The organism is Methylobacterium sp. CM6257 (assembly GCF_054611515.1).
Map to the genome: position 1 here is coordinate 1,216,475 of NZ_CM137735.1, position 16,389 is coordinate 1,232,863.

15 protein-coding genes are annotated in these 16,389 nt (G+C 68.6%); 13 read left to right on the forward strand and 2 right to left on the reverse strand.

Annotated elements, in window-relative coordinates; genetic code table 11:
• Window positions 1-29 precede the first annotated feature (29 nt).
• From bchC to ACYCO6_RS05895, 13 genes are all read left to right on the forward strand, one after another.
• Window positions 30-968 carry a chlorophyll synthesis pathway protein BchC gene (gene bchC / locus ACYCO6_RS05835; protein WP_459770196.1) on the forward strand — a complete coding sequence of 313 codons (939 nt, stop codon included), beginning with the start codon at window positions 30-32 and terminating at the stop codon, window positions 966-968.
• Entirely contained in the window at window positions 965-1,969 is a 1,005-nt protein-coding gene (locus ACYCO6_RS05840) for a chlorophyllide a reductase iron protein subunit X (protein WP_459770198.1), read from the forward strand. The genes bchC and ACYCO6_RS05840 overlap by 4 nt, the downstream gene beginning before the upstream one ends.
• A 3-nt stretch (window positions 1,970-1,972) precedes the next feature.
• Window positions 1,973-3,502: a chlorophyllide a reductase subunit Y gene (gene bchY / locus ACYCO6_RS05845; protein ID WP_459770200.1), complete on the forward strand. Its 1,530-nt coding sequence runs from the start codon at window positions 1,973-1,975 to the stop codon at window positions 3,500-3,502.
• Window positions 3,502-4,968, forward strand: a complete 1,467-nt coding sequence (gene bchZ / locus ACYCO6_RS05850) for a chlorophyllide a reductase subunit Z (RefSeq protein ID WP_459770202.1) — start codon at window positions 3,502-3,504, stop codon at window positions 4,966-4,968. Before bchY ends, bchZ begins: the two co-directional genes overlap by 1 nt.
• Window positions 4,969-5,003: 35 nt before the next feature.
• Complete coding sequence (locus ACYCO6_RS05855) at window positions 5,004-5,225, forward strand: hypothetical protein (RefSeq protein ID WP_459770205.1); 222 nt, start codon at window positions 5,004-5,006, stop codon at window positions 5,223-5,225.
• Window positions 5,226-5,352: 127 nt separating this feature from the next.
• Complete coding sequence (gene pufB / locus ACYCO6_RS05860; RefSeq protein WP_012319767.1) at window positions 5,353-5,589, forward strand: light-harvesting antenna LH1, beta subunit; 237 nt, start codon at window positions 5,353-5,355, stop codon at window positions 5,587-5,589.
• Between the two features lie 10 nt (window positions 5,590-5,599).
• Entirely contained in the window at window positions 5,600-5,791 is a 192-nt protein-coding gene (gene pufA / locus ACYCO6_RS05865) for a light-harvesting antenna LH1, alpha subunit (protein ID WP_459770207.1), read from the forward strand.
• Between the two features lie 78 nt (window positions 5,792-5,869).
• On the forward strand, window positions 5,870-6,694 hold the full coding sequence (pufL, locus tag ACYCO6_RS05870; RefSeq protein ID WP_459770209.1) for a photosynthetic reaction center subunit L: 825 nt from the start codon (window positions 5,870-5,872) through the stop codon (window positions 6,692-6,694).
• Window positions 6,695-6,771: 77 nt separating this feature from the next.
• Window positions 6,772-7,752 (forward strand): photosynthetic reaction center subunit M, encoded by a 981-nt coding sequence (gene pufM, locus ACYCO6_RS05875; protein WP_459770211.1) that lies wholly within the window; start codon window positions 6,772-6,774, stop codon window positions 7,750-7,752.
• A gap of 10 nt (window positions 7,753-7,762) precedes the next feature.
• On the forward strand, window positions 7,763-8,860 hold the full coding sequence (pufC, locus tag ACYCO6_RS05880) for a photosynthetic reaction center cytochrome PufC (protein ID WP_459770214.1): 1,098 nt from the start codon (window positions 7,763-7,765) through the stop codon (window positions 8,858-8,860).
• 115 nt (window positions 8,861-8,975) lie between these two features.
• A complete protein-coding gene (locus ACYCO6_RS05885; protein ID WP_459770216.1) occupies window positions 8,976-9,119 on the forward strand; it encodes a DUF3096 domain-containing protein in 144 nt (47 codons plus the stop codon).
• A 375-nt stretch (window positions 9,120-9,494) separates the two neighbouring features.
• A complete protein-coding gene (ppdK, locus tag ACYCO6_RS05890) occupies window positions 9,495-12,185 on the forward strand; it encodes a pyruvate, phosphate dikinase (RefSeq protein ID WP_459770218.1) in 2,691 nt (896 codons plus the stop codon).
• A 190-nt stretch (window positions 12,186-12,375) separates the two neighbouring features.
• Window positions 12,376-12,630: a hypothetical protein gene (locus ACYCO6_RS05895; protein ID WP_459770221.1), complete on the forward strand. Its 255-nt coding sequence runs from the start codon at window positions 12,376-12,378 to the stop codon at window positions 12,628-12,630.
• A 46-nt stretch (window positions 12,631-12,676) separates the two neighbouring features.
• Here ACYCO6_RS05895 and ACYCO6_RS05900 read toward each other — a convergent pair whose 3' ends face one another.
• Window positions 12,677-14,182: a DUF882 domain-containing protein gene (locus ACYCO6_RS05900; protein WP_459770224.1), complete on the reverse strand. Its 1,506-nt coding sequence runs from the start codon at window positions 14,180-14,182 to the stop codon at window positions 12,677-12,679.
• Between the two features lie 161 nt (window positions 14,183-14,343).
• A complete protein-coding gene (locus ACYCO6_RS05905; RefSeq protein ID WP_459770226.1) occupies window positions 14,344-16,347 on the reverse strand; it encodes a L,D-transpeptidase family protein in 2,004 nt (667 codons plus the stop codon).
• Between the last annotated feature and the right edge of the window lie 42 nt (window positions 16,348-16,389).

Below are 16,389 nucleotides of genomic sequence, written 5' to 3' on the forward strand. Positions count from 1 at the left end.
TCGCACGACATGAGGCGGACGGATCCTGGATGGACACTCTCGCCGTCATTCTCGAAAGCCCTGAGCACCTGGCGGTGCAGCGCCTGCCGCTGACCCCGGCCGGGACACCCGACGCCATCGTCGCCATCGCGTGGAGCGGGATCAGCACCGGGACCGAGCACCTGCTCTGGTCGGGCCGGATGCCGCCGTTCCCTGGGATGGGTTACCCGCTGGTTCCAGGCTACGAGTCCGTCGGCACTGTCGTCGAGGCCGATGCCGCCGGAACCGTGCGGATCGGCCAGACCGTCTACGTGCCGGGCGCCCGCTGCTTCGGTGCCGTCCGCGGCCTGTTCGGCGGCGCCGCCTCGCACCTCGTCGCGCCGGCCGCACGCCTCGTGCCGGTGGATCCGGCGCTCGGCGAGCGCGCCTGCCTCCTCGCCCTCGCTGCCACCGCCTATCGAGCGCTCGGCGGGATCCGGCCCGGCGCGACCCCGCTCATCGTCGGGCACGGCGTGCTCGGCCGACTTCTGGCCCGCCTGACGCTGGCGGCCGGCGCCGAACCGACGGTGTGGGAGACGAATCCGGGCCGCACCGAGGGGGCGCACGGCTACCCAGTCCTGGCACCGGATGACGATTCCAGGCGCGATTACGCGGTGATCACCGACGTCAGCGGCGATGCTGCCGGGCTCGACGGCCTGATCGCCCGCTTGGCACCCGGCGGCGAGATTGTCCTTGCCGGGTTCTACGAGGCGCCGCTCAGTTTCGCCTTCCCGCCCGCCTTCATGCGCGAGGCCCGGATTCGGATCTCCGCGGAGTTTCGGCCGGAAGACCTCGCCGCCGTGACGATGCTGATCGACGGCGGCCGACTCTCGCTCGACGGGCTGATCACCCACCGGGCCGCGGCGACGGAGGCTGCGGACGCCTACCGTACTGCCTTCGCCGATCCCGCCTGCCTGAAGATGATCCTCGACTGGAGGGACGCCGCGTGAACGTTCAGCTCAACAAGGCCGCCCTGTCCCAAGCGACCCAGCTTCGCGCCGAGGCCGCGATCGAGCCCGATGCGGTCGCCACCGCGCCGGCGAAGAAAGAGACGCAGATCATCGCGATCTACGGCAAGGGCGGCATCGGCAAGTCGTTCACGCTGGCCAATCTCAGCTACATGATGGCCCAGCAGGGCAAAAAGGTCCTGCTGATCGGCTGTGACCCGAAGAGCGACACCACCTCGCTCCTCTTCGGCGGCAAGGCCTGCCCGACCATCATCGAGACCTCGACCAAGAAGAAACTCGCCGGCGAGACGGTCGCCATCGGCGATGTCTGCTTCAAACGCGACGGCGTCTACGCGATGGAACTCGGCGGCCCCGAAGTCGGCCGCGGCTGCGGCGGGCGGGGCATCATCCACGGCTTCGAGCTTCTGGAGAAGCTCGGGTTCCACGAATGGGGGTTCGACTTCGTCCTGCTCGACTTCCTGGGCGACGTGGTCTGCGGCGGCTTCGGTCTGCCGATCGCCCGGGACATGTGCCAGAAGGTCATCGTCGTCGGCTCGAACGACCTGCAGTCGCTCTACGTCGCCAACAACGTCTGCTCGGCGGTAGAGTACTTCCGCAAGCTCGGCGGAAATGTCGGCGTCGGCGGACTCGTGATCAACAAGGATGATGGCACCGGCGAGGCGCAGGCCTTCGCGGAGGCCGCCGGCATCCCGGTCCTGGCCTCGATCCCGGCCGACGAGGACATCCGGCGCAAGAGCGCCAATTACGAGATCATCGGCAAGCCGGACGGGCGCTGGGGCGACTTGTTCGCGGAGCTGGCCGCCAACGTCGCCGACGCCGCGCCGCACCGCCCGGCGCCGCTCTCGCAGGACGGGCTGCTCGCCCTGTTCTCCAGCGAAACGACGGGTCGCGACGTTGTGCTGGTCCCGGCGACCCACGAGGACATGTGCGGCGTCGCCCACGTGTCCAAGCCGTCCCTCGAAGTCGTCTACGACGAGGTCTAAGGCATGGCCGTCTCCCTCGACATCGCCGCGCTGCGGGCCCGCAAGGCTCCGGAAGGACTCGACTCCGCCGCCACGCAGGGCGACGGGCTCGGCTGCCACGCGGGCAAGGACGCGATGGCGGCAGCCGCCGAGGCGGCCGGGATGTCGGAGACGCTGGAACAGCTGCGAAAGGACTACCCACAGGGTCCGCACGACCAGCCGCAGAGCATGTGCCCGGCCTTCGGCTCGCTCCGGGTCGGCCTGCGCATGCGCCGCACCGCCACGATTCTCTCGGGCAGCGCCTGCTGCGTCTACGGCCTGACCTTCACGTCGCATTTCTACGGCGCAAAGCGCAGCGTCGGCTACGTGCCGTTCAACTCCGAGACCCTGGTCACCGGCAAGCTGTTCGAGGACATCCGCGAGGCGGTCCACGCCACCGCGAAGCCGCAGGATTACGACGCCGTCGTCGTCATCAATCTCTGTGTTCCCACCGCGTCGGGCGTCCCGCTCCGCCTGCTGCCGAAGGCGATCGATGGCGTCCGGGTGATCGGCATCGACGTGCCGGGCTTCGGCGTTCCGACTCATGCCGAGGCCAAGGACGTGCTGGCCGGGGCCATGCTGAAGGTCGCCCGCTCGGAGGCCGAGCAGGGCCCAGTCGCCGCGCCCCGCGGCGGCCGCTCGGAGCGCCCGAGCGTGGCGCTGCTGGGCGAGGTGTTTCCGGCCGATCCCGTCGTGATCGGCTCGCTCCTGGAGCCGCTGGGTCTGGCGGCCGGGCCGGTCGTGCCGACCCGCGAGTGGCGCGAGCTCTACGCCGCCCTCGACTGCGCCGCGGTGGCGGCGATCCACCCGTTCTACACGGCCTCGATCCGCGAGTTTGAGGCGGCGGGCCGCCCGATCGTCGGCTCGGCCCCCGTGGGCGTCGACGGCACCGCCGACTGGCTCGACCGGATCGGCGAGGCCTGCGGCGTGCCCCGCGCAACCGTCGAGGCGGCCAAGAACCGGATCCTGCCCGGCATCCGCGGGGCGCTCGGCGCGATGCCGATCAAGGGCCGGATCACCCTGTCCGGCTACGAGGGGTCGGAGCTGCTGGTGGCCCGCCTCCTCGTCGAGAGCGGCGCCGAGGTGCCGTATGTCGGCACCGCCTGTCCGCGTACGCCCTGGTCCGAGGCCGACCGCGACTGGCTCGAGTCCCGCGGGACCGAGGTCCGCTATCGCGCCTCCCTGGAGGACGATCTCTGCGCCCTCGACGCGCTCAAGCCCGACCTCGCCATCGGGACCACGCCGGTGGTGCAGAGGGCCAAGGAGCGCGGCACCCCGGCGCTCTACTTCACCAACCTGATTTCGGCCCGCCCGCTCATGGGCGCTGCCGGAGCCGGCTCGCTCGCCACGGTGGTCAACGCCGCGCTCGGCAACAAGGCGCGGTTTGACGCCATGCGCGACTTCTTCGAGGGCGTCGGTACCGGCCACGCTGCGGGCGTCTGGCAGGAGGTGCCGCAGCGCCGCCAGGGCCCGAAGATTGAGGGTCCGAAAAAGCCGATCGGGGAGATGGCTTGATGCTGATCCTCGATCACGACAGGGCCGGCGGATACTGGGGCGCGGTCTACGTCTTCACGGCGATCAAGGGCCTTCAGGTCGTCATCGACGGCCCCGTCGGCTGCGAGAACCTGCCGGTGACCTCGGTGCTGCACTACACCGACGCGCTGCCGCCGCACGAGCTGCCGATCGTCGTGACCGGGCTCGCCGAGGAGGAACTCGGCCGGCACGGGACCGAGGGCGCCATGAAGCGCGCCCACGCGACCCTCGATCCGGGCCAGCCCAGCGTGGTCGTCACCGGCTCCATCGCCGAGATGATCGGCGGCGGCGTCACGCCCGAGGGCACCGGTCTTCAGCGCTTCCTCCCCCGCACCATCGACGAGGATCAGTGGCAGGCGGCCGACCGGGCCATGCGCTGGCTCTGGCAAGAATACGGGGCGCGGAAGTACGCCAAGGCAGGCATCCCGCCCCGGCCCGAGCGGAAAGCCGGCGAGCGGCCGCGGGTGAACATCATCGGGCCGGCCTACGGCACCTTCAACATGCCCTCGGATCTCGCAGAGATCCGGAGGCTGGTGGAGGGCATCGGCGCGGAGGTGAACCTCACCTTCCCGCTGGGCGCGCACCTCGCGGATGTCGGCAAGCTCGTCAATGCCGACGCCAATATCTGCCTCTACCGGGAATTTGGGCGCCTGCTCTGCGAGGATCTCGGCCGGCCCTTCCTGCAGGCGCCGATCGGCATCCTCTCCACGACCAAGTTCCTGCGCTCGCTGGGCGAGATCCTGGGCCTCGATCCGGAGCCGTTCATCGAACGCGAGCGCCACACCACGATCAAGCCGGTCTGGGATCTCTGGCGGTCGGTGACGCAGGACTTCTTCGGCACCGCGAGCTTCGGCATCGTCGCCACCGAGACCTACGCGCGGGGCGTGCGCCACTTTCTCGAAGACGAGATGGGTCTGCCCTGCCACTTCGCCTTCGGGCGCTCGGCCGGCGTGAAGCCCGACAATTCAGCCGTGCGGGCGGCGATCGCCGAGAAGCCGCCGCTGGTGCTGTTCGGCTCGTTCAACGAGCGGATGTACCTCGCCGAGACCGGAGCCCGGGCAGCCTACGTCCCGGCCTCGTTCCCCGGCGCCATCATCCGGCGGCACACCGGGACGCCGTTCATGGGCTACGCCGGGGCGACCTACCTGATCCAGGAGGTCTCCAACGCCCTATTCGACACCCTCTTCCACATCCTGCCGCTCGCCCGCGACATGGACACGGTCGAGGCCACCCCGGCGCGGCGCCACGCCGAGCTGCCCTGGGACGAGGCGGCGCGGCAGGCCCTCGACGCCCTGGTCGAGGCGCAGCCGGTGCTCGCCCGGATCTCCGCCGCCAAGCGTCTGCGCGACGCCGCCGAGCGCGCCGCCCGCGATGCCGAATCCGGTGCCGTGGCGCCCGCCCACGTGGCGCGGGCCCGGGCCGATCTCGCCGGAGGGATCCCGGCATGAGCCGCCTTTCCATTTTACCCAGAGGAGACCTGACGATGCGAACGATGGTCCCGACCAGCCGCCAGCACCAGGAGGCGATCCAGTTCCGGCTGATCCTGGCGGCGACCTATCCGTTCTTCCTCGCGGCCGCGGCGCTGAACCGGTTCAGGCCAAGCCGCGAGATGGCCCGCCCAGGCCTCGTGGCGACGCGCCGGTCCGTCTTCGGCGAAGCCCGCGCCATGGCGGTTCAGGCGATCCCCTTCGCCTTCATGGGCTGACGCGCCCGTGAACGAGACGCTTCCGTCCGGTGACGCGGGGGAAGTCGGGCCGTGGACGCCGCGAGGCCTCACGGCTGAACCCGTCGCGCTTCGTCAGAGGCGCGGCCAACACACGGAGGTCTGAACGATGGCGAGTGGACCCGTCACAACAGAAAGACCGAGCAGCCTATCCGGGCTGACGGAACCGGAGGCCAAGGAGTTCCACGCGATCTTCCTGACGAGCTTCCTCATCTTCACGGCGATTGCCGTGGTCGCGCACATCCTCGTCTGGCTGTGGCGCCCGTGGCTTCCCGGACCGCAGGGCTACGCCTCTCTCGAGGGCGTTCGCGATGCGGCCCACGCCCTCGTCACGATGATCGGCTGAGGAGGATCGGATGCACAAGGTTTGGTTGCTGTTCGATCCGCGGCGCACGCTGGTGGCTCTGTTCACCTTCCTCTTCATCCTGGCGCTGCTGATCCACTTCATCCTGCTCTCGACCGACAGATTCAACTGGCTGGACGGCCCGAGAAACAACAAGGCCGCCGAGAACACCATCACGCTCGCGCTGCCGCAACTGCCGGCCTGACGGCCGGTCCGGACCGCGGCGCGCAAGGGCCGCGGTCACCTCACTGTCCTTCTTCGGCCTGACTGGGGAGCAGCCGCCATGGCGATGCTGAGCTTCGAGCGCAAATACAGGATCCGCGGCGGCACCTTGCTCGGCGGCGACCTGTTCGACTTCTGGGTCGGGCCGTTCTTCGTCGGCTTCTTCGGCGTGGTCGGTATGTTCTTCACGGTGCTGGGCACCGCGCTGGTGATCTATGGCGCAGCGATCGGGCCGACCTGGAACATCTGGCAGATCAATATCGCGCCCCCCGACATCAGCTACGGCCTCAAGCTCGCGCCGCTGAAGTCAGGCGGCCTCTGGCAGATCATCACGATGTGCGCGCTGGGCTCGTTCGTGTCCTGGGCGCTGCGCGAGGTCGAGATCTGCCGCAAGCTCGGCATCGGCTATCACGTGCCGGCGGCCTTCGGCATGGCGATCTTCGCGTATTTCACCCTCGTGGTGATCCGGCCCCTCCTGATGGGCGCCTGGGGCTACGGCTTCCCGTACGGCATCCTCAGCCATCTCGATTGGGTCTCGAACACCGGATATCAGTACCTCCACTTCCACTACAATCCAGCGCACATGCTGGCCGTGACATTCTTCTTCACGACCACGCTGGCGCTGGCGATGCACGGCGGCCTGATCCTCTCAGCGACCAACCCGAAGAAGGGCGAGGTCGTGAAGACGCCGGAGCACGAGGACACCTTCTTCCGCGACACGATCGGCTACTCCATCGGCACCCTCGGCATCCACCGGCTGGGCCTGTTCCTGGCCCTGTCGGCCGGGTTCTGGAGCGCGGTCTGCATCGTGATCAGCGGGCCGTTCTGGACGCAGGGCTGGCCGCAATGGTGGGGCTGGTGGCTCAACCTTCCGGTCTGGCGATGAGCGACGGGGCGAAGGCGCGACGAAACAAATGATGCGAGCCGCGCCCGGCGCGCGGCACTCCCGGGGGAGGGCAGCCCATGGCCTATTACCAGAACATCTTCACGCAGGTTCAGGTGCGCCCGCTCGTGCCGGAGCACGGTGTTCCCGTCGCGGTCGACGACCGCGTGGGCAAGCCCTTCAACAGCTACCTGTTCGGGCTCATCGGCAACAGCCAGGTCGGGCCGATCTACATCGGCTATATCGCGGCGCTGTCGATCACCTGCGGGCTGATCGCCTTCGAGATCATCGGCCTCAACATGTGGGCCTCGGTGAACTGGGATCCCGTCCAGTTCGTCCGGCAATTGCCCTGGCTCGCCCTGGAGCCGCCCCTGCCGAAATACGGGTTGAAGGTCCTGCCGCCCCTCAACGAGGGCGGCTGGTGGCTGATCGCCGGCTTCTTCCTCACCACGTCGATCCTGCTCTGGTGGGTGCACCTCTATCGGCGGGCGCGGGCGCTCGGCCTGGGGACTCACGTCCCATGGGCCTTCGCGTCGGCGATCTGGCTCTACCTCGTCCTCGGCTTCATTCGGCCGCTGCTGATGGGTTCGTGGTCGGAGGCCGTACCCTTCGGGATCTTCCCCCACCTCGATTGGACCGCGGCCTTCTCGCTCCGGTACGGGAACCTCTTCTACAACCCGTTCCATATGCTCTCGATCACGTTCCTATACGGATCGACGCTGCTGTTCGCGATGCACGGGGGCACGATCCTGGCCTGCTCGCGCTACGGCGCCGAGCGCGAGATCGACCAGATCGTCGACCGTGGAACCGCCACGGAGCGGGCCGCCCTGTTCTGGCGCTGGACCATGGGCTTCAACGCCACGATGGAATCGGTCCACCGCTGGGCGTGGTGGTTCGCGGTCCTGACCACCCTGACTGGCGGCATCGGCATCCTGCTCACCGGAACGGTGGTGGACAACTGGTATCTCTGGGCCGTCAAGCACGGCGTCGCACCCTCGTATCCGCAGGTCTACGGCCCGATCGTCGATCCCGCCCATCTCGCACCCGGCATGAAGCCGTGAGGAGGCCGTCATGAAGACGATACTGGCGGTGGTCGGCGGCGCGCTCGCCCTGTTCCTCACCATCGCGATGTTCGGCGGCGCGGGCTGGACCCACCCGCCCATGGCCAACAAGCAGACCGGCTTCCGCGGAACCGGGATGGATCTGATCCGCACCCGTGCCGGCAACGAGGCGTTGGCGGCGGCCAACGTCGCCCCGGCACCGGCCGATCCGGCCGAGGCGGGCGGCGACAAGGCCTCGGCGGTCTACCAGAATGTGCAAGTTCTGGGCGACCTCTCGGCCGAGCAGTTCAACCGTCTGATGGTGTCGATCACCGAGTGGGTGGCGCCGCAGCAGGGCTGCACCTACTGCCACAGCACCGAGAACATGGCCTCCGACGAGCTCTACCAGAAGCGTGTCGCCCGGCGCATGATCCAGATGACGCAGTATATCAACACATCGTGGAAGGAGAGCCACGTCCATCAGGCGGGTGTGACCTGCTACACCTGCCACCGGGGCAACCCGGTGCCGGCGAATATCTGGTTCGATCGTCCGATCCAGGGGGAAGGGCGGTTCATCCCGCGCAACAACAGCCAGAATCTCGCCTCCGCGGAGGTCGGCAATACCTCGCTACCCTATGACGTCTATCAGGCCTTCTACCAGCACAAAGACACGCCCGAGGACGCGGTGCGGGTCAACGCCACCACGGCGCTGCCCGTCACGAAGGGCAAGCCGATCCAGGACGCGGAGAAGACCTTCGCGATCATGATCAGCATGTCGCAATCGCTCGGGGTGAACTGCACCTTCTGCCATAACACCCGCTCGGTGGCGCAGTGGGACACCAGCACCCCGAACCGTGTCCATGCCTGGTACGGCATCCGCATGGTGCGCGACCTCAACCAGGACTACCTGACGCCGCTGACCTCGGTCTTCCCGCGCAACCGCCTCGGGGTGCTGGGCGATGCGCCGAAGGTCAACTGCGCCACCTGTCATAACGGCGCAAACAAGCCGCTCAACGGAGCGAACGTGATCGGACCCTATCCGGAGCTGTCGCATCCGACGATCTCGGCGAACCTGCCCACCGGCGAGGCGAAGGATCCGATCCCCGGTACGCAAACGCCGAAGCCCTGATCGGCCAGCGGAGCGGCCCGACACACCGGCCGCTCCGCCGCGCTCAAGCCACGGGGAACCTCCGTCGGGTAGGGGCGTCGTCACCGGCGGCCAAGCTCGGCCCCAGGAGGCGTCCGTGACCATCACCATCTCGAATCTCCAGCCGCTCATCGCGATCCTTGCCGGAATCCTGATCCTGGTGGTGCCGCGCCTCCTGAACTACATCGTCGCGATCTACCTGATCGTGGTCGGCGTGATCGGCCTGGGTATTCTTCACTGAAGATCCCTTCGTCTGGAGTCGTCTCACCCGCGATTTCCTGCCGAGGTGCTGCGCAGCAGACTCCAAGAGGCCTCTGGCCACCCGCGTGATCCTTGAAGATCTCATTCGCGGCCTGTGCTTCACCCCGGCGCGTCAGAATGTGGCAGGGCGTCGGACTTCAGTCGCATCGCGCGTCACGGGTTCGGGGTCGTGAGGTCAGACGGGCTCGGCGCGGCAGTGCAGCGGCCGCGACGGATCGGACCTGACAGACCGCCAGTGCCGTCAGCCCCGGACGCACAAGCCCATCGCGTGTTCATCTTGCGTTGCGCTGCGGGATGGTCCAACCCCGCCCATCAGCTCGGCCCGCGCCGGGCACCAGACACGGACGGGATCGACATGGCGACCGGCAGCGCGAAGTGGGTCTATGCCTTCGGCGACGGCAAGGCGGAGGGCAAGTCGCAGATGCGCGACCTGCTCGGCGGCAAGGGGGCCAACCTCGCCGAGATGTCCAACCTCGGCCTGCCGGTTCCGCCCGGTTTCACGATCACGACGGAAGTCTGCACCTACTATTACGACCACGGCAAGTCCTACCCGCCGGAGCTCAAGGACCAGGTCGCGGCCGCGCTCTCCCAGGTCGGCGCGCTCACCGGGCGAAAGTTCGGCGATTCGACGAACCCGCTCCTCGTCTCTGTCCGCTCCGGAGCGCGGGCGTCTATGCCGGGCATGATGGACACGGTCCTGAACCTCGGGCTGAACGACAAGACTGTCCTGGCGCTGGCCAAGGAGGCGGACGACGAGCGCTTCGCCTTCGATTCCTATCGCCGCTTCATCACCATGTACTCGAACGTGGTGTTGGGCGTGGAGCACCACGCCTTCGAGGAGGCGCTGGAGCATTATAAGGAGAGCAAGGGCTTCGACCTCGACACCGAGCTCGGCGCCGAGGATTGGAAGACCCTGATCCAGACCTACAAAAAGATCGTCCGCGACGAGCACGGCTCCGACTTCCCGCAGGGTGCGGACGACCAGCTCTGGGGCGCCATCGGTGCCGTGTTCGATTCCTGGATGATCCCGCGCGCCAAGAAGTATCGGGAGCTGAACAATATTCCGGAGAGCTGGGGAACGGCGGTGAACGTGCAGGCCATGGTATTCGGCAACATGGGCGACACCTCGGCCACCGGCGTCGCCTTCACCCGCAACCCCTCTACCGGCGACAAGGCGCTCTACGGCGAGTTCCTGATCAACGCCCAAGGCGAGGACGTGGTGGCGGGCATCCGTACGCCGCAGAACATCACGGAAAAGGCCAGGGAAGAGGCCGGCAGCGACAAGCCTTCTATGGAGAAGGCCATGCCCGAGAGCTTCGCGGAGCTGACCCGGATCTACGGGGTCCTGGAATCGCACTACCGCGACATGCAGGACATGGAGTTCACCATCGAGAAGGGGAAGCTCTGGATGCTTCAGACCCGCAACGGCAAGCGCACGGCCAAGGCCGCCCTGCGCATCGCCGTGGATCTGGCGGGCGAGGGGCTCATCTCGCGGGAGGAGGCGATCGGCCGGGTCGAGCCCGCCGCGCTCGACCAGCTCCTGCACCCGACCATCGATCCGAAGGCCGAGCGCAAGGTCATCGCCTCCGGCCTGCCGGCTTCGCCGGGTGCCGCCACCGGTGAGATCGTCTTCAATTCCGAGGACGCGGAAGCGCACCGCAAGGCCGAGCGCAAATGCATCCTGGTGCGCGTCGAGACCTCGCCTGAGGACATCCATGGCATGCACGCCGCCGAGGGCATCCTGACCACCCGTGGCGGCATGACCAGCCACGCGGCCGTGGTCGCCCGCGGCATGGGCAAGCCCTGCGTCTCGGGCGTCGGATCGATCCGGATCGACTACAAGGCGCAGACGCTGACGGTCGGCGACACCAAGCTGAAGGCCGGCGACAAGATCACCATCGACGGATCCACCGGGCAGGTGATCCAGGGCGAGGTGAAGATGCTGGAGCCCGAGTTGTCGGGCGATTTCGCGACGCTGATGGAGTGGGCCGACGCGATCCGCGGGATGAAGGTGCGGGCGAACGCCGACACGCCGACGGATGCCCGGACGGCGCGCAACTTTGGCGCCGAGGGGATCGGCCTCTGCCGCACCGAGCATATGTTCTTCGAGGGCGACCGGATCATCGCGGTGCGCGAGATGATCCTGGCGGACGACACCGAGGGCCGCCGCGCGGCGCTCGCGAAGATCCTGCCCTACCAGCGCCAGGACTTCCTGGAGCTGTTCACGATCATGTCCGGGCTGCCGGTCACGATCCGTTTGCTCGACCCGCCGCTCCACGAGTTCCTGCCGCACACGGATGCCGAAGTCCGCGAGGTGGTGGAAGCGACCGGCGTCCCGGAGGAGAAGATCCGGAACAGGACGCGCGAGCTGTCCGAGCACAACCCGATGCTCGGCTTCCGCGGCTGCCGCCTGGCGATCGCATTCCCGGAGATCGCAGAGATGCAGGCCCGGGCCATCTTCGAGGCGGCCGTGCAGGCCGCGGTCGATACCGGCAGCCCGGTCACGCCCGAGGTGATGGTGCCGCTCGTGTTCACGCGCGCCGAGTTCGACATCGTCAAGGCGCGCATTGACGCCATGGCAAAGGCCGTGGCCGAGGAGACGGGCGCAACCCTCGATTACCAGGTCGGCACGATGATCGAGCTGCCGCGCGCCGCTCTGAAGGCCGGAGAGATCGCCGAGACCGCCGAGTTCTTCTCCTTCGGCACCAACGACCTGACACAGACCGCACTCGGTATCTCCCGCGACGACGCGGCGACCTTCCTAGGCCCCTACACGCAGAAGGGTATCCTGCCGGCCGACCCGTTCATCACCATCGACCAGGAGGGCGTGGGCGAGCTGGTGCGCATCGGCGTCGAGCGCGGCCGCAAGACGCGGGCAAACATCAAGCTCGGCATTTGCGGCGAGCACGGCGGCGACCCGGCTTCCGTCGGCTTCTGCCAGGAAGTCGGGCTCGACTACGTGTCCTGCTCGCCCTACCGCGTGCCGATCGCGCGCCTCGCGGCTGCCCAGGCCGCCCTCGGCAAGGTGTCGGGCAAGGAAGGCTGAGGCTGCACCGGGGGCGCCCGCGGGCGCCCTCCTAATGGCCATCAACCAACCGGACGAATACTGGTTGAAAATTAGCTCCTTTTGGACGAACCGGGCTTCCTTCTGCACGTTGAACGGTTGAGCCGGCGGATTGTGCGTGTCCCTAGTCGATCCGCCTCGGGTCCAGCGTCACCCGTCAGAATCACCGGCCATGATTCATCGCAGCCCATCCCCGCTGTACCTCAGCGAGACCCCGGCGGTCGTCGCCGCCCCGCGCGCCATGGTGCGCGCCTATCTAGCCCTCGTCGCTGCACTCGGCGGTCTTGCGACCGCCGCGATGCTGATGACGTCGGTAGCCACCAACAGCGGTGGCGAGGCCGAGCGGATTGCGGCCACGCAAGACGACGGCTACGCGGCGACCTTGGTGGCGGCGCTGGCGGTCAATTTCTCGAAACCTCTGCGCTGAGCATCCAAAGCGCGATCCGCAGGGTTCCGGTCGGCGTCTGCGACGGTCAGCGTGTCCCCGGCAGCGCCCGAGCGGCGGAGCCGGTGAAGCGGGCTGCGGTCAGGTCATCACCAGGGCTGCGCGTGCTGAAGCGGGTCGCAACCCGCTCGGGGGCTGCCGCCACAACGGCGTCGGGCGCGGCTTCTCGGACACGGGCGGCCGTGAGCCGTATCGGAGCGCTGCGACTGGCGGGCGCCGCAACCGGACCCGCTGAGACCGCCTCGAACAATGCTCGCAGCTGAGCCTTGGAGTCGGCGTTCGGCGCGACGAGCGTTCTGGCCCGCACCGGTTCCGGCGCGGCCGACCTTTCGAGCGCGCGCGCTTGGTCAGGGGCCGAGAGGTTGGCCATACCACCCTCCAGAGAGGCGAACTGGACCGGACGCGGCGGCGGCAGCGGCATGCTGATGGCTGCGTCGACGGCAGCGAGCTCAGAGGGCCGCCGCGGCGGCAAGGGTGCGACCACGGCCGGCATGGTGTCATCCGCAGCAGGAGCCGGCTGCGCAGCGGTGAGCAGGGACCGCGCGTCCGCAGGTTTTCCGTCGGCAGCCCTGGCATCTCCGCGCTGCACGAGCGGGCCGCGCAGCGCATCGTCGGCCGCAGGCGCGGCGTATGCGAGGGCGGCCCGCGCGCCCACCGGATCCTGCGGGTCGGCGCTTGCCACGGCGACGACGGGCGCGCGGCGGGATTTCTTCGCGGCGGCGACCGGCGGCGGCGCAGGGGCGGGCTCCGGTGCGGATGAGCGCCCCCCAAACAGGCTCGCCAGGAAGCCGAACAGGCTAGGCCCGTCCTCCTCCTCGCCGCTCGCCATCTGGGTGGTGATGCCTGCGACGGTGCCGCCGCGGGCGAGGATCTCGGCCTTCGCCTCCTCGTAGCGGGGGAAGGGGCGGTTGTCGCTCGGCAGCAGGACCGTCTTGCCGTCGGGGAAGAGGCGGGCGAGCTGGTCGTGCGTCATGCGCGGCCACATCCGCACGGAGCCGACATCCAGATGGATAAAGGGCGTGCCGGCATGCGGGTACCAGCCGACGCCGCCGCGCTGCATCTGCAGCCCGACCTCGCGAACCCGGTCGATCGACACGTCCGGCAGGAAGAAGTCCATCGCCTTCCCGAGCATGTGCTGGCTGTACTCGGCCACCATCTTGGAGCGGCGGCGCAGCATCGCGTTGGTGCCGGGCGAGCGATAGGCGGAAACGATGTGGATCGCCTGATTCGAGCCGACCTGCCGGTAGGCCTCCCACACCGTATCGAACAGGCGTGGATCCATCTTGGTGGGCTCGTTGATGCGCCAGTCGCGCAGGAGCCAGTTCAACTGCTCGAGGGCCGCACGGTCGTAGCGACCATCGCGCTTGAACGTGATCGTCGCGCTCTCTTGTGTGTGCGTGTGATAGATCGTGAGCGAACGGGTATCGCCGTTGGCGACCGCATCCTCGGTCTCGGCGGTGGTCGCGATCAGGCCCAGGGTGATCCCCGACAGGGCGAGGGCGAGGCGGCGGAGGCGGCGCGGGAGACTCGGCACGACAGTCCTGATCCTCTCCCGAGTGCTGCGCCCGGCCGTGTCGGGCCAAGCTCTTGGCGGGAAGGGCTAAAGCTGGACCGTGGCGAAATCGTGCCCGGCTGTGCGGGTGCGCACCCCAAAGTTGATGAGCCGCGGTGATCGATGCGCCCCGGCGCGACCGCCTACCACCACCCGCGCGAGGCCGGTTGCGGAGGCGCGGGCGTCCACAGGGCGGGCTCTCCGTATTCCGGAGCGCTGTCGGCGCGGGCGGCCCGGCGCAGGCTGCGACGCGGCGGGCTTGCCTCGTCGTAGCGGCCGTCCGGCCACTGGTCCGCGGCGACATGGCGGTGCTTCATCCGGCGCTGGGCCGTTGTGGCGTGCGAGGGAGACGGCGCGCGCTCGGCCTTGCGGCGCGGCGGCTCATCCGTCAGCCGGGCGATCGCCGGACCGCCGCCGCCGGGCAGCCCCAGCGCCGCGCGCATCGGCGCATCGTAGCCGTAGAGGTCGGGCAGGGTGCGGAAGGTACCGCCGTCATCCACGTAGGCCGTGAAATAGGCGAGATGCACCGGCAGCTTCTCCGGTAGTCGGATCGTGCGCTCGCCCTTGCCGATCAGCTTCTTCAGCCGGTCCTCGGACCAGTTCGGCAACACAACGTCGGCAAGGCGGAACGGATCGTCCACGCGCACACAGCCATGACTGAAGTCGCGCTTCGATGCGGAGAACAGCGAACGGTTCGGCGTATCGTGCAGGTAGACCGCGTGCTGATTCGGGAACATGAACTTGATGAAGCCCAGCGCATTGCGCTCGCCCGGGGGCTGGCGCAGCGAGATGTGGCCGCCGCGACGCACCACCTCGTAGCCGCCCCAGGTCTTGCCGCCATACCCCGCGAGCTTCGGCGCCATGGTCTTCAGGATCGAGGGCGGCACGAACCAAGACGGATTGACGACCGCGTATTCCATCATTCCCGAGAACAGCGGCGTCCGCGATTCCGGCTTTCCGACGATGACCCGCGCTTCGTCGCGCAGGATCCCGCCTCGGTAGGCGCGCAGGCGGTATTCCGGCACGTTGACCAGGATGTAGTCCGATCCGAGATCACCCGGCAGCCAGCGCCAGCGCTCCATATTGACGATCAGTTCGGCTTCGCTCCCCGTCGGGCGTGCCGACCGGCCAGCATCGGCCAGCGCCAGCACCGTCTGCACGTTCAGGACCCCGTTTCCGGGCAGCCCGCGGCTGCGCTGGAACTTGGCGACTGCATCGGCCACCGCTGAATCGTACTCCTCCGGCTCGCCGGGAGCCCGGTCGAGCGTCCCGGCAGGGCGCGCCGCGAGGCCGAAATGCGCGCGCAGCAGCGGCACGCGGGCATCGCGCATGCCGACATGCAAAGCCGGCCCGGCCGGCAGCCGCAGAGGCTTCACGGCAGCAGCTGCCGGCCCGCGCAGCGCCGCGAGCCGGGCCTTGAGCGCCAGGTAGCCCGGCGTCGCCGGATTGTAGCCCTGGAGGGCCTCGCCGGCCTTGGCGCCGGCATCGTTCAGTTTGGTCAGCACCTCGTTGCCGGCCGGAAGATCAAGATGCGGTGTGATCAGCCGCGAGATCGAGGCAAGGTTGACCCGGCCACCCCGCGCATCCCGAGCGTAGAGAACCGCCGCGGCAGAGAGGCGGAGATCGGCGTCGGCCACCGATTTCTCGTCCGGCTTCTCGCCCAGGTTCGGGACCGTGTAGGCGCGAGCATCAAGCCCGTCCTCGCCTGCGGCGGCAAGGCGCGCCGACACGGCTTTCGCGGCCTCCGTCCAGACTCCGTCGGCGATCCAGATCGGCTTGTACGCGCGGGCCTCGTAGAAGCTCCGAATCCCGTCTCGATCCTTGCTCGTCAGGCGCATCAGCAGCGGCACGTTGTCGGTGAGCCGGGCGAGGACGGCAGCCCCCAGCGGATCGGCCGGGACGACCGGCGCAGCGACGGCGGGAGCCGGTGCAGGCTCGGTGCTGGGCGACGGAGGCTCGGGCTTGTAATCCGGGATCACCGTCGACACCGGTTCGGTCGGCGCGGGCTCCGCCGGGCGCGCCGGTGCAGAAGTATCGATGGGCACCGTGTCGAGCGCGGCGGTTTCGGCGCCGAAGGCACCGGCCGAAGCCAAAGTGCCGGTCAACAGGGCGGCCAGCGCCATGAGGCTGGAGCGCGGGACGCGCATCGTGATCTCCCAGGGCGCCGCGGCACGGCCGCACGCTTAAAT